The organism is Rhodococcus sp. JS3073 (assembly GCF_026810085.1).
In the GTDB taxonomy this organism is placed as follows: domain Bacteria; phylum Actinomycetota; class Actinomycetes; order Mycobacteriales; family Mycobacteriaceae; genus Rhodococcus_F; species Rhodococcus_F wratislaviensis.
Genome location: NZ_CP113951.1, coordinates 6213653 through 6226583 on the forward strand (window position 1 = coordinate 6213653; position 12931 = coordinate 6226583).

General features: G+C 66.2%; 13 protein-coding genes. 6 read left to right on the forward strand and 7 right to left on the reverse strand.

Going from position 1 to position 12931, the window contains the following annotated elements; genetic code table 11:
• Positions 1-54: 54 nt before the first annotated feature.
• Together fmdA and OYT95_RS28060 are read right to left on the reverse strand one after the other, a co-directional pair.
• Positions 55-1314, reverse strand: coding sequence for a formamidase (fmdA, locus tag OYT95_RS28055; protein WP_037237936.1), 1260 nt, complete (start codon positions 1312-1314; stop codon positions 55-57).
• 21 nt (positions 1315-1335) lie between these two features.
• Complete coding sequence (locus OYT95_RS28060) at positions 1336-1695, reverse strand: FmdB family zinc ribbon protein (RefSeq protein WP_128641538.1); 360 nt, start codon at positions 1693-1695, stop codon at positions 1336-1338.
• A 332-nt stretch (positions 1696-2027) separates the two neighbouring features.
• On the opposite strand from OYT95_RS28060, the gene aceA reads away from it, so the two are divergent.
• The 4 genes from aceA to OYT95_RS28080 all read left to right on the forward strand — a co-directional run bounded on the left by aceA (position 2028) and on the right by OYT95_RS28080 (position 7874).
• Positions 2028-3317, forward strand: coding sequence for an isocitrate lyase (gene aceA, locus OYT95_RS28065; RefSeq protein WP_037237932.1), 1290 nt, complete (start codon positions 2028-2030; stop codon positions 3315-3317).
• Positions 3318-3436: 119 nt separating this feature from the next.
• Positions 3437-4333 carry a 3-hydroxybutyryl-CoA dehydrogenase gene (locus OYT95_RS28070; protein ID WP_005261077.1) on the forward strand — a complete coding sequence of 299 codons (897 nt, stop codon included), beginning with the start codon at positions 3437-3439 and terminating at the stop codon, positions 4331-4333.
• A gap of 123 nt (positions 4334-4456) precedes the next feature.
• Positions 4457-6751 carry a 5-methyltetrahydropteroyltriglutamate--homocysteine S-methyltransferase gene (gene metE, locus OYT95_RS28075; protein ID WP_268789696.1) on the forward strand — a complete coding sequence of 765 codons (2295 nt, stop codon included), beginning with the start codon at positions 4457-4459 and terminating at the stop codon, positions 6749-6751.
• Between the two features lie 82 nt (positions 6752-6833).
• Positions 6834-7874, forward strand: coding sequence for an NAD(P)-dependent alcohol dehydrogenase (locus OYT95_RS28080; protein WP_268789697.1), 1041 nt, complete (start codon positions 6834-6836; stop codon positions 7872-7874).
• 1 nt (position 7875) lies between these two features.
• On the opposite strand, the gene OYT95_RS28085 is transcribed toward OYT95_RS28080, so the two are convergent.
• Positions 7876-8673 (reverse strand): RNA polymerase sigma factor SigF, encoded by a 798-nt coding sequence (locus tag OYT95_RS28085; RefSeq protein WP_037237929.1) that lies wholly within the window; start codon positions 8671-8673, stop codon positions 7876-7878.
• Positions 8670-9104 carry an ATP-binding protein gene (locus OYT95_RS28090; RefSeq protein ID WP_268789698.1) on the reverse strand — a complete coding sequence of 145 codons (435 nt, stop codon included), beginning with the start codon at positions 9102-9104 and terminating at the stop codon, positions 8670-8672. The genes OYT95_RS28085 and OYT95_RS28090 overlap by 4 nt, the downstream gene beginning before the upstream one ends.
• A 221-nt stretch (positions 9105-9325) precedes the next feature.
• Between OYT95_RS28090 and OYT95_RS28095 the strand changes: the two genes are divergently transcribed.
• The gene (locus tag OYT95_RS28095) at positions 9326-10090 is read left to right on the forward strand and encodes a GAF and ANTAR domain-containing protein (RefSeq protein ID WP_268789699.1); all 765 of its coding nucleotides are present in this window, start codon (positions 9326-9328) and stop codon (positions 10088-10090) included.
• Between the two features lie 370 nt (positions 10091-10460).
• Entirely contained in the window at positions 10461-10757 is a 297-nt protein-coding gene (locus OYT95_RS28100) for an STAS domain-containing protein (protein WP_235214677.1), read from the forward strand.
• A 22-nt stretch (positions 10758-10779) separates the two neighbouring features.
• Here the strand turns inward: OYT95_RS28100 and OYT95_RS28105 are convergent, their stop codons facing one another.
• The 3 genes from OYT95_RS28105 to OYT95_RS28115 all read right to left on the reverse strand — a co-directional run bounded on the left by OYT95_RS28105 (position 10780) and on the right by OYT95_RS28115 (position 12898).
• The gene (locus tag OYT95_RS28105; protein WP_440480788.1) at positions 10780-11994 is read right to left on the reverse strand and encodes a glycosyltransferase; all 1215 of its coding nucleotides are present in this window, start codon (positions 11992-11994) and stop codon (positions 10780-10782) included.
• A 174-nt stretch (positions 11995-12168) separates the two neighbouring features.
• A complete protein-coding gene (locus OYT95_RS28110) occupies positions 12169-12324 on the reverse strand; it encodes a DUF6131 family protein (protein WP_005251863.1) in 156 nt (51 codons plus the stop codon).
• Positions 12325-12340: 16 nt separating this feature from the next.
• Positions 12341-12898 carry a DUF2231 domain-containing protein gene (locus OYT95_RS28115; protein ID WP_268789701.1) on the reverse strand — a complete coding sequence of 186 codons (558 nt, stop codon included), beginning with the start codon at positions 12896-12898 and terminating at the stop codon, positions 12341-12343.
• Positions 12899-12931: the final 33 nt, after the last annotated feature.

Sequence of the window (12931 nt, forward strand, 5' to 3'; positions counted from 1 at the left end):
GCGAACGTACCTGTGGGCGCATTGGAGGCGCTGAAAGGTACATTCGCCCGCAGTTCAGGTCTTGTTCTCCGAGCGCGGCGCGCCGACGCCCGGGTCGATCTGGAACGGACCCGACGCGGACGGTGCGACGGGGAAGTCGAACATCGCCGTCGGCAGGTACACCGTCGAGCAGGAGTTCGGGATGTCCACGACACCCGACAGCCTGCCCTCGATCGGTGCGGCGCCGAGCAGGAGGTAGGCCTGTTCGGGGCTGTACCCGAACTTGGTGAGGTAGTCGATCGCGTGGAGACAGGCGCGCTGATACGACAGGTGCGAGTCGAGGTACTTCTGTTCCCCGTCGAGGGTGACGGACGTTCCGGAGAACGCGAGCCATTCCGAGTACTGCGGGTCCGTGTTGCCGGGCATGAAGATCGCGTTCTCGGACACGCCGTACGTGTCCATGCCGCCCTTGATGATGTCGACGCGCAGGTCGATGAATCCGCCCATCTCGATGGCTCCGCAGAACGTGATCTCACCGTCGCCCTGGGAGAAGTGCAGATCGCCGACGGACAGGTTCGCGCCGTCGACGAACACCGGGTAGAAGACGCGGCTGCCCTTCGTGAGGTTCTTGATGTCCTGGTTGCCGCCGTTCTCGCGTGGAGGCGCGGTGCGGGCGGCCTCGCCGGCGACGCGGTCGAAGTCGGCGTCCGGCAGGGACCCGAGGACGGCGTCCTGCGGTTCGGGCGGCAGGGCGAGCGGGGGAACCCGGCCCGGGTCGGTGGCGATGAGCGCGCCCTCCCGCGCGTTCCACTTCGACAGGAGGGCGGCCGACGGCGCGGTGCCCATCAGTCCGGGGTGGACGATGCCGGTGAACGAGACGTGCGGGACGTGCCGCGACGTGGCGGTCTGCCCGGAGAAGTCCCAGACCGCCTTGTAGGCGTCGGGGAACTGCTCGGTGAGGAATCCGCCGCCGTTGTGGCGGGAGAAGATCCCCGTGTATCCCCATCCCTGGCCGGCCAGCGGGCCGGAATCCTCCTGGGGGATGGGTCCGACGTCCAGGATGTCGACGATCAGCAGGTCGCCGGGTTTCGCGCCCTCCACGGCGAAGGGTCCCGACAGTGTGTGGACCGTGGTGAGGGGCGCATTCAGGATGTCGTCGGCGGAGTCGTCGTTGTGGATGGCGCCGTCGAACCATTCGCGGCAGTGCACACGGAAGGAGTCGCCCGGTTTCACCGTGACCGCGGCCGGGATGTCGGGGTGCCAGCGGTTGTGGCCGACGATCGCCTGATCGGTGAACTTCTTCGAGGAATCGAGCGGAAACAGCAGTTCGGGCATGTGCGCTCCTTCGGTAGCCGGTCAGGGACGAGGAAGTCGGCGGTGCAGCGGATTGCTCGTGACGGCTGAACGCCCGGCCGTGGTCGAGGGCGGCGGACCGGTCACGACGTCCGGTTCGTGAGCCGACCTCTTCGTGCGGTCGAGGAGGTTCATCGCGGACGACGACCCGTGTCCGAGTCGCGGCGGGGACACGCGCCGGACGGCGTCGCGGTCGCACCGGGGGCAGCGCGTGGTGCCGGGTACGTCGGCCATCGGGAACGACCGCTCGAACGGGCCGCAGTCGGCGGCGCATCGGAATTCGTACAGCGGCATCGTGGTGCCCTTCGCCGGAGGAGACCATTCGAGGTCACGGTAACCGACCTGATTGGTGATTGCAGTCACAACGGGCGCGTCGAGGGGTGTGCCGCGGCGGGAAGGCGAGGGTCGCAGGGGCGGAAATATCTGTGTACGGCGAGTTGCGTGCATTTGGTTCACCACCTGCGGCTTTTTGCTACTGGCGAGTATTTTTCCTCTCCGATCGGGCAGGTGTGGCGCCGAACTTTATTAACAGTCTTTGCAATCGGCTGTGAAAAGCTAGCCAAGATTGGCAGTAGCAACAGGTAGACGGCACTTTTTGCTTGTGTCATTCTCGGTAAGTACATACGAAGGGCCTGGCAAGGATGTGAAGCAGTACATCCGTACCGGACCAGCAGATCGAAGAGAGTGGAGTCTTGATGTCGACCACCGGCACCCCGAAGACCGCAGCTGAAATCCAGCAGGATTGGGACACCAACCCGCGCTGGAAGGGAGTAACCCGCAACTACACGGCGGAGCAGGTCACCAAGCTCCAGGGCACCGTTGTCGAAGAGCAGACCCTCGCACGCCGTGGTTCCGAGATCCTCTGGGACCTCGTGAACAACGAGGACTACATCAACTCGCTGGGCGCGCTGACCGGTAACCAGGCCGTTCAGCAGGTCCGTGCAGGCCTCAAGGCCATCTACCTGTCCGGTTGGCAGGTCGCCGGTGACGCGAACCTGTCCGGACACACCTACCCGGACCAGAGCCTCTACCCGGCCAACTCGGTCCCGCAGGTCGTGCGCCGCATCAACAACGCGCTGCTGCGCGCCGACGAGATCGCCAAGGTCGAGGGTGACACCTCCGTCGACAACTGGCTCGCCCCGATCGTCGCCGACGGCGAAGCAGGCTTCGGTGGCGCTCTCAACGTCTACGAGCTGCAGAAGGCCATGATCGCGGCCGGCGTCGCCGGTTCGCACTGGGAAGACCAGCTCGCGTCGGAGAAGAAGTGCGGCCACCTCGGTGGCAAGGTGCTCATCCCCACGCAGCAGCACATCCGCACCCTGACCTCGGCTCGCCTCGCCGCCGACGTCGCGGACGTTCCCACCGTGGTCATCGCCCGCACCGATGCCGAGGCCGCGACCCTCATCACGTCCGACGTCGACGAGCGCGACCAGCAGTTCCTGGACGGAACCCGCACCGCCGAGGGCTTCTTCGGTGTCAAGAACGGCATCGAGCCCTGCATCGCTCGCGCCAAGGCCTACGCCCCGTACGCCGACCTCATCTGGATGGAGACCGGCGTGCCGGACCTCGAGGTCGCCAAGAAGTTCGCCGAGTCCGTTCGCAGCGAGTTCCCGGACCAGCTGCTCGCCTACAACTGCTCGCCGTCCTTCAACTGGAAGGCGCACCTGGACGACTCGACCATCGCGAAGTTCCAGAAGGAACTCGGCGCGATGGGCTTCAAGTTCCAGTTCATCACCCTGGCCGGCTTCCACTCGCTCAACTACGGCATGTTCGACCTGGCGCACGGCTACGCCCGCGAGGGCATGACCGCCTTCGTCGACCTGCAGGAGCGCGAGTTCAAGGCCGCCGAGGAGCGTGGCTTCACCGCCATCAAGCACCAGCGTGAGGTCGGTGCCGGCTACTTCGACAGCATCGCCACCACGGTCGACCCCAACACCTCGACGGCTGCTCTGAAGGGCTCCACCGAAGAGGGTCAGTTCCACTGAGCCTTGTCCTCCAAGGCTTCGACCGATCAAGGTTTCACCTGATCAACCCGACCCCGGGGAGGGGCCTGTAACAGGGCCCCTCCCCGGGCGACGACTCCACTAGACGAAAAGGAGCTGACGTGACCAGCGAAAAGATTCAGCGCGTCGGCGTGATCGGCGCCGGGATCATGGGTGCCGGAATCGCAGAGGTGTGCGCTCGCGCGCACGTCGACGTTCTGGTGTTCGAGCAGACCCGCGAACTTGCGGCGGCGGGACGTTCGCGCATCCTGCGTTCGCTCGACCGCGGAGTGAGCAGCGGCAAGATCACCGAGCGGGAACGTGAGCAGGCTGCCTGGCGGTTGCGGTTCACCTCCGATCTCGGTGATTTCGCCGATCGGCAGCTCGTCGTGGAGGCCGTCGTCGAGGACGAGAAGGTGAAGAGCGAGATCTTCACCGAACTCGACCAGGTCGTGACGGATCCGAACGCCGTGCTGGCGTCCAACACGTCGTCTATCCCGATCATGAAGCTGGGCATCGCCACGAAGTCCCCGGAACGGGTCATCGGGATGCACTTCTTCAACCCCGTTCCGGTGCTTCCCCTCGTCGAGTTGGTGACGACGCTCAAGACGAGCAAGTCGGTGTCCGAGCGGGCCGAGGCCTTCGCGAGCGATGTGCTGGGCAAGCAGGTCGTCCGTTCCGCGGACCGCTCCGGATTCGTCGTCAACGCCCTCCTGGTGCCGTACCTGCTCTCCGCGATCCGCATGGTGGAGTCCGGGTTCGCCACCAAGGAAGACATCGACAAGGCAACGGTTCTCGGCCTCGCACACCCGATGGGTCCGCTCGCGCTGACCGACCTGGTGGGCCTGGACACGGTCAAGTCGATCGCCGACTCCATGTACGAAGAGTTCAAGGAGCCCCTGTACTCGGCGCCGCCGCTGCTGCTGCGCATGGTCGAGGCCGGGTTGGTCGGCAAGAAGTCCGGCGCGGGCTTCTACGAGTACGGCGACAACGGCCGTGCCAGCAAGAAGGCCAGCTAGTAGGTAGGTAGGCGACTACACCTGTGCGCCTTTCACGACCACTGGCGGTTGTGAGAGGCGCACAGGTGCATCGAGCCCAGAGGCATTCTCAGCCACTGGACTGAGCCCAGAAAGGTCGACCGCATGTCCAGCACCGCAGCATACGGATCCAGCATCCTGGGGTATCCCCGCATCGGACCTCGCCGCGAACTCAAGCGTGCCCTCGAGTCCTACTGGCACGGCACGAGCACGAAGGAAGAACTCGTCGCCGTCGCCCGGGACCTCCAGGAGGAGACGTGGAGTGAGCTCGCCGCGACCGGTCTGACCCAGGTCCCGGGCAACACGTTCTCCTACTACGACCACGTACTCGACAACGCGCTGCTGTTCGGTGCCGTGCCCGAGCGGTTCACAGCGCTCGAGAGCCAGCTCGATCCGCTGGACTTCTACTTCACGATGGCACGTGGCCGGCCGGACTTCCCGCCGCTCGAACTGGTGCGGTTCTTCGGCACCAACTACCACTACCGTCAGCCCGAACTCGACGAGAACACCGAGTTCTCGCTGCGGTCCGAGACCGTGATGGACGAGTTCGAGCGGGCGAAGGCGCGCGGGATCGAACTGCGTCCCGTCGTGCTGGGACCCGTGTCGCTGCTCCTGCTGTCGAAGGTCGGCCCGACGTCGAAGCGGCACGGCTTCTCGACCCTCGACCTGCTGGACAAGCTGCTGCCGGAGTACGAGCGGCTGTTCGAGCAGCTCGCGAAGGCCGGCGCCACGTGCGTCCAGCTGGACGAGCCGTCGTTCACCGAGGACCGCACACCGGAAGAACTGGCCGCGCTGGCCAAGGCGTACGAGACGCTGTCGCACGCACCGCTGCGTCCCCGCATCCTCGTCACCGGTCCGTACGGGCATCTCGGGGAGGCCCTTGCCATTCTCGCCGCCACCAAGGTGGAGGCTCTCGGCCTCGACCTCGTCAGTCACCGGCTGAGCGCCGACGAGCTGGCGAAGATCCCGGGCATGAAGCGCAAGCGCATCTACGCCGGTGTCGTCGACGGCCGCAACGTGTGGCGCGTCGACCGGTACAACACGTTGACGTACCTGAACACGCTGAAGGATGTCGTGCCGGATCTCGTGGTCTCGACGTCGACGTCGTTGCTGCACGTGCCGTACGACGTGTTGTCCGAGTACGACATCCCCGGTGATGTCGCGGACCGGCTCGCGTTCGCGAAGCAGAAGGTCGGCGAGGTGGTGTCGCTGGCGAAGGCGCTCACCGAGGGTCCGTCCGACAAGTGGCGCAAGCGTCCCACGTCGGTGCACTTCAAGCTCAAGCATGCGGTGCGCGCACGGGTCAACGCGATCAAGCCGGGTGACCGCATCCGGGTTCCGTACGAGGAGCGGCGGGTCGCCCAGCAGGAGCGCCTGAACCTGCCTCTGGTTCCTGCGACGACGCTGGGCTCGTTCCCGCAGACGGACGCGATCCGGCAGGCGAGGTACGAGCTGGGTGAGGGTCGCCTCGAGTGGGACGAGTACTACAAGCGGATCCAGGCCGAGATCGAAAGCACGATCCGGTTGCAGGAGGACATCGGTCTCGACGTCTTCGTGCACGGTGAGCACGAACGCAACGACATGGTGCAGTACTTCGCGGAGCTTCTCGAGGGGTATGCCTTCACCCACAACGGGTGGGTGCAGGCTTACGGCTCGCGGTGTACACGTCCGCCGATCCTCTACGGGGACGTGTCGCGGCCGAAGCCGATGACCGTCGAGTGGATCTCGTACGCGCAGTCGCTGACGGACAAGCCGGTCAAGGGCATGCTCACGGGTCCGGTGACGATGATCGCGCGGTCGTTCGTCCGCCAGGATCAGCCGCTGTACGAGACGGCTGATCAGTTGGCGCTGGTGATCCGTGACGAGATCGCCGACCTCGAGGCTGCGGGTATCGCGATCATCCAGGTCGACGAGCCGGCGATACGGGAACTGCTGCCGTTGCGCGAGAACGGCCGCGAGGCCTATCTCGAATGGGCGGTCGACGCCTTCCGTCTCGCGACGGGCGGGGCGAAGCCGGAGACGCAGATCCACACGCATCTGACGTACACGAGCCGGGCGTCGGTGGTCGACGCCATCGAACGGCTCGATGCGGACGTGACAGCGATCGTGGCGACGCGCTCCATCACGTGGGTGCTCGGTGCCATCAAGGAGCGGGCGCTGACCCACGGCGTCGGTCCGGGCGTGTACGAGAGTCGGTCGGCCCGGATTCCGGACATCGACGAGTTGGACGAACTGCTCACGGAGGCCAGCGAGTCGGTCTCGCTCGAGCGGTTGTGGGCCAACCCCGACGGTGGTCTGAAGACGCGTCACTACTGGCAGCTCGAGCCGTCGCTGCGCAATATGGTGGCGGCGGCGAGGCGCCTTCGCCGGCGGTCCGAGAAGGAAGAATTCGAGGACTGATTCCTCAGGCGTGTTCGGGGTCACCGCGTCAGCGGTGGCCCCGAACGTGCGTTCGGTCGCGCAAACATGTAGGCATGTAAGCATGGTTACCGCAGCCGCATACGCAGTCACGTCCAGCGAAGGCTCCTTCGAGAAAACCACCATCGAACGCCGCGAGCTCGGACCGCTCGACGTGCTCATCGAGATCAAGTACGCCGGCATCTGCCACTCCGACATTCATACCGCCCGCAACGAGTGGGGCAGCACGCACTATCCGGTCGTGCCCGGTCACGAGATCGCGGGCGTGGTGAGCGCGGTGGGTTCCGACGTCACGACGCACCGGGTCGGCGACCGGGTCGGTGTCGGCTGCTTCGTCGACTCCTGCGGCGATTGCGACGCCTGCCGGGCCGACGAGGAGCAGTACTGCGCCAACCGGGTGACCGGCACGTACAATGCCAAGGGGCGCGACGGCGAGTGGACGCAGGGCGGCTATTCGACGCACATCGTCGTGACCGAACGATTCGTCCTGTCGATCCCCGACGGCCTGGAACTGGACGTCGCGGCGCCGCTGCTCTGCGCGGGGATCACCCTGTACTCACCGCTCGCACACTGGGGAGCCGGACCGGGCAAGAAGGTCGCCGTCATCGGGATGGGCGGCCTCGGACACGTCGGTGTGAAGATCGCGCACGCGATGGGAGCCGAGGTCACGGTGCTCAGCCAGTCGCTCGGCAAGAAGGACGACGGCCTGAAGTTCGGTGCCGACCATTACTACGCCACCTCGGATCCGACCACGTTCAGGCAGTTGCGCGGAGAATTCGACCTCATCGTCAACACCGTCTCGGTGAATCTCGACATCGACGCGTACCTGTCGATGCTCGCGATCAACGGCACCCTCGTCGAACTGGGGTTGCCGGAGAAGCCCATCGAGGTGCGCGCGTTCAGTCTCGCAGCCAACCGCCGCAGCCTGGCCGGTTCGATGGTGGGCGGCATCGCTCAGACGCAGGAGATGCTGAACTTCTGCGCCGAGCACGGCATCGGTGCCGAGATCGAGGTGATCTCGGCGGACGAGATCGACGGCGCGTACGACCGCGTGGTCGGCAGCGACGTGCGGTACCGATTCGTGATCGACACGGCAACGATCTGACCTACGCGTCGCCGAGTTGATCTCGCAGTGATGCCAGTGTCTTCGCCAGCAGGCGGGACACGTGCATCTGCGAGATACCGACTCGGTCGGCGATCTGGGTCTGTGTCATGTTGCCGAAGAACCGCAGCATGAGGACGGTCCGCTCCCGTTCGGGCAGCGATTGGAGCAGGGGCCGCAGGGTTTCGTGATTCTCGACGTCGTCCATCGCGGCGTCGTAGTCGCCGAGCGTCTCCACCATGGACAGCTCGCCGGTCCGGTCCGACGACGTGTTGTCGACGGAGACGGTCTGATAGGCGTTGCCGGCGAGGAGTCCCTGCGCCACCTCCTCCTGTTCGAGGTCCAGGTGTTCGGCGAGTTCGCTGACGGTGGGGGCGTGGCCGAGGCTCTGGGACAGTTCGGCGACGGCCTGGCTGAGCGCGAGGTGCAGTTCCTTCATCCGGCGGGGTACTCGAACGGCCCACCCGGTGTCGCGGAAGTGGCGTCGCACCTCACCCATGATGGTGGGGACGGCGAACGACACGAAGTCGGATCCCCGCTCGACGTCGAACCGGTCCACCGAGTTGACCAGCCCGAGGCGCGCGACTTGAACCAGATCGTCGTGCGCCTCGCCGCGGCCGTCGAAACGGCGGGCGATGTGCTCGGCGAGGGGAAGGCAGCGCGTCACGACGGCGTCGCGCAGTCTGCTGCGCCGGGGATCGTGCAGGTCGAGGGCGGCCATCTGTTCGAAGAGTGCTGTGACGTCCTGATACTCGTCCGGCCAACGGGCCGTGTGCCCCCCACTGTGAGTATGGGACGTCACAGACTCAGGCCGTTCTTCACCTTGGTGAATTCCATGGTGGTCACGAAACCCGCGGTGGCGGGGTCGGGCTCCTGTTTCAGATCGACCGAATCGGTGAGGGCGTTGAGGACGTGCCAGGCGAACGAGCGCTCGCCGAGGGAGTCGACCGAGGTGGTGGTGCTCGATACGTCGACTCGCAGGGTGTTGTCGAGATACTGCAGCCGGCACACCAGGACCGCGCCCGGTGTCGCGCGGACGATCAGCTGGGTACAGATCTCGTCCATGGCCAGTTTGATGTCGGCGATGGAGTCGAGGTCGAAATCTTCGTGGATGGCAACGGTTGCTGCCAGGGCGCGCAGTACGGAGAGCTGATCGGGCGTTGCTCGCACGCGCAGTTCGACGACGGGATGTGTGTGATCCTGGTCGGGTTCGATTGTCTTGGCGATGGCCATGAGACCTCCGGGTCGGGCGTACCGTGCTGTCGGCGGGCGGTGGGTCGGCTCGCGCTGCTGAGAAGTCAGGGTAGCGATCCGGCGACACCGCAGGTGGAATACCGCAGAACAGGACCGATCAAACCAGTCCGATCAGTACGTTTGCCCGGGTAATGTTGGCGGCACGATCAGCGTTCCTGAGGCCCTCGGCAGGGTCATGGTGGTCACGGGAGACGAGTGGGATGCCTGACGAGATTCACCTGCACACGTTGACGAGTGACGTCGAGACCGCGGACGCCGACGCGGTCGCCGTGTCGCTCGACTCCGTGCTCGAGTTGCTCGAGCCGGAGGACGAGACCGACGTCGTGCTGCACACGCTGTGCCGCCGGGTGGTCCAGGCGTTCCCGGGCGCGGCGATGGCCTCGATCACCGTTCTCCGGGCGACGGGCCCCGTCACGGTGGCGGCGACGCCGGACGAGGTCATGGATCTCGAGGAGTTGCAGTACCGCTTCGGCGAGGGCCCGGCACTCGACGCCGTACGCTCCCGCGACACCGTGCGGGCCGACCGTGCCGCCGCGCACGAGAGGTGGCCGGCGTACGCCGCGAACTCCGAACCGGCCGGCATCCACAGTTATCTGTCGATACCCCTGCCCGTCGCGGAGCAGTCCGCCGCGCTGAATCTGTACGGAGTGCTGCCGCACGCCTTCCACCAAATGGACGAGTCCGTGCTCGAGCTGTACGTCGAGGCGGCGGCGGTCGCGGTGCGCACCGCGCGGCGGTACAGCGAGGCGAGGAATCTGATCGAGCAACTTCGTATCGCCCTCCGGTCCCGCGCCGTCATCGACCAGGCCAAGGGAATCGTGATGGCGTTGCGAGGTCTCGACGCCGAGACCGCGTTCGACGTCCTCGTCACGCGTTCGCAGCGGGAGAACGTCAAACTGCGCGTCGTCGCAGAACGTGTCGTCGCGGCTGTTTCGGCGCGTACAACCGTGCGTAACGGTTTGTAATCGCTCACCAGGGCAAATGAGAGCTCGAGTATCTGTTATTTCCTTGTGACACATCACAGGCGGGAGTAGTCTCGAATCGAGGTTGAACACACAGCCGATGTCGGGAAGCGCTGCCGTAGCAGACGGTGTCATGTGTCCGAGGTCGGGTCTGTCTGCAGGTGCTCCGCTTCCCCACTCAATGTTCGAGATGGGGTGAGCCATGTCTGTTGGTCCAGGGGTCCCAGAACCTGAAATGGCGTGTTCGGGCACGGAGTTCGGTACCACGTACAAGCCGAGGGTAACGCTCTCGGCCGTCGGTTCCGCTCCGACACGCTGTGCGAGCGCGGAATTCACTTCCGAGCGACTCGGTTCCGGGGTGATGTTGGTAGGGGTGCGAGGCGAGATCGACCTGTTCAGTGCACCGGAGTTCCGCGACTACGTGTGCACGCGGATCTCGCCCGAGGGGCAGTTCATCCTCGACATGTCGAAGGTGGATTTCATCGGAACCGCGGGTTTGTCGGTGCTCGACACTGTGCACGCGACGAACGTCCGGGACGGGCGGACGTGGGCGATGATCTGCGGCCGGCCGGTGTATCGGCTGCTCAGAGCCGCGGGTCAGGAGTCGAGCTACCCCTGCTTCGCTTCCGTGGACAGTGCCCTCGGGGCCTGGCACGGCCGAACGGCCTGACCGTCCGAACCGGCGCCCGACGTCAGTGGGCGCCGGTTCGACTCGTGCGCGGAGGGGCCGACACGCAGCGGCCGTAGGCACGGAGGGTGTCGGTGGCGACCCGGTCCCACGAGTAGCGGGCGCGGGCGCGATCGCAGCCCGCCATGCCGTATCCCGTGCGCAGGGCGTCGTCGTCGAAGATCTGTCGCAGGGCCTCGGCCAGGCGGACCGGGTTGCGCGGTGAGATGAGGCGTCCGGTGATTCCGTCGACCACCGTGTCCCGCATACCCCCGACGGCGGACGCCACCACCGGGGTGCCGCAAGCCATCGCCTCGAGCGGAACCATGCCGAACGGCTCGTACCACGGGGTGCACACGACGGCATCCGCCGAGCGCAGCAACGAGGGCATGGCATTTCTCGGCACGCGCCCGACGATCCGTACCCGGTTGCGCACCTTCGCCTCGCGGGCCAGTGTCAGCAGTCGCGACGCTTCGGGGTCGTCGGCGACGTCGTCTGCGGCCGGCCCGCCCGCGATGACGAGTTCGGTGTCGGGGAAGTGCGTGAGCGCCTCGATGGCGGTGTCGAACCCCTTGCTCGGCGCCAGCCGGCCGACCATGACGAGGCGATGACGTTTGCCCTTCTCGTCGGCGCGGCCGTCGGGCGTGAACTCGGCGACGTCGACGCCGGACGGAACCACGGACGTCCGCGAGCGCGGCAGGCCGAGGTGGGAGAGTTCGAAGACCTCGTCGGTGCAGGTTGCCACCACCCGGGTGGCTCCGCGGGCGATCAACTGTTCCAAGTGAATTCGGTTGTGGGTGCTCGACGAATCCGCGCGCTCGAATCGCTGCTCGACCACTCCCAGCGCGTGGAACGTCTGGACCACCGGAATGCCGAGCGTGCGGGCGGCGAGTTGCGTCGCGATCCCGGACATCCAGTAGTGGGCGTGGACGATGTCGGGCCGTTCGGATTCCCATTCGGTCTTGAGGAAGCTGCCGAATGCCCCCATCAGCGGCAGGATCTCGGCCTCGGACATCCGGCGCGCCGGCCCGACCGGCACGTGCACGACGGTGTACCCGCCCGGGGTGGTGACCCGCTCCGGGGCGTCCGCGCTGTCCGCCCGGGTGTAGACGGTGACGTCGTGCCCCTCTCGCGTGAGGGCGGCCGACAGTTCGGCGAGGTGAATGCTCTGCCCCCCGACGTCGGCGCCGTCCGATACGTCGAGAGGACTGGCGTTGGCCGAGACCATCGAAATCCTCAATCGTCTCGAGTTGCCGACGGCTGCCGTTCTCATCGTCTGCCCGCCGCACACGGGAGGTCTGGGTTCGCGATGAGTGGCCGTCATGCCACGGGGATTCCCGAACTTCGGGTTTGTAAACCGACCGGCTAGCACTCTGTCACAGGACAGGTGGCACGGGCAGGCCGGTGTTGCGTTCTAATACCAACGCCGCCTGCCGCCGACCGCACGCCCGGTGGCGCCGAGAATCCACAGGATCGCGCCGATCACCAGGAGGATGATGCCGATAGTCCACAGCCAGGTGAGACCGGTGAGCCATCCGATCAGGAGCAAGATCAGTCCGAGCACGATCATGACGTTCCTCGATTCTTCATCCCACCGGGGCGAGTAGAGTGTCCGATCCCGGACCCTCCCGCACCCCGTCGACTCCTGCGCCCATTGCGTAGGTCAGATGCCCGCCGAGCGCGCCGCCGACGCCGATCGCGAGTAGTCCCGCGGTGCTCGTGACGACAGCGCGTGCGTCCGTTCCGTGCCTGCGGCGAAGATAGGACGCGAGCATGGCCGTGATGCCGATGGCGTTGGCCTCGGCGTGGATCAAGCCGACGCGGCGCTGACGCGTATCGCGTTCGGCCCAGTCCGCCCAGCCGGTCACCAACGTCGGGGGAGCGGCGAGCAGTCCCAGGCCGATCAGCCTGCGTGCGCCGACGTGATCGCGCAGTGCCAGATCGAAGACGGTCGCGCCGACCCACGCCCCGATGGGGAGGCTGACGAGAACGGGATGCACCGGGTGGCCGAGCCAGGATCCGCGCAACACCGCGCCCGCGCCGGTCGACCCGAGCGCCCCCCGGATCCGCTGTTGCAGGAACCGGCTGCCGCCGTCGAGGAACCCGGCGGATTCCGCCTTCCGGAACAGGCTCTCGAGGTTCATGAATCCCGGTTACCCAGGGCAGCGCGAAGAAAA

Bases quoted from the DNA above. Each gene is read 5' to 3' on its own strand.
- aceA (WP_037237932.1), top strand. From the start codon at position 2,028: ATGTCGACCACCGGCACCCCGAAGACCGCAGCTGAAATCCAGCAGGAT.
- OYT95_RS28115 (WP_268789701.1), bottom strand. From the start codon at position 12,898: ATGAACCTCGAGAGCCTGTTCCGGAAGGCGGAATCCGCCGGGTTCCTC.
- metE (WP_268789696.1), top strand. From the start codon at position 4,457: ATGTCCAGCACCGCAGCATACGGATCCAGCATCCTGGGGTATCCCCGC.
- OYT95_RS28095 (WP_268789699.1), top strand. From the start codon at position 9,326: ATGCCTGACGAGATTCACCTGCACACGTTGACGAGTGACGTCGAGACC.
- OYT95_RS28110 (WP_005251863.1), bottom strand. From the start codon at position 12,324: ATGATCGTGCTCGGACTGATCTTGCTCCTGATCGGATGGCTCACCGGT.
- OYT95_RS28090 (WP_268789698.1), bottom strand. From the start codon at position 9,104: ATGGCCATCGCCAAGACAATCGAACCCGACCAGGATCACACACATCCC.
- OYT95_RS28080 (WP_268789697.1), top strand. From the start codon at position 6,834: ATGGTTACCGCAGCCGCATACGCAGTCACGTCCAGCGAAGGCTCCTTC.
- fmdA (WP_037237936.1), bottom strand. From the start codon at position 1,314: ATGCCCGAACTGCTGTTTCCGCTCGATTCCTCGAAGAAGTTCACCGAT.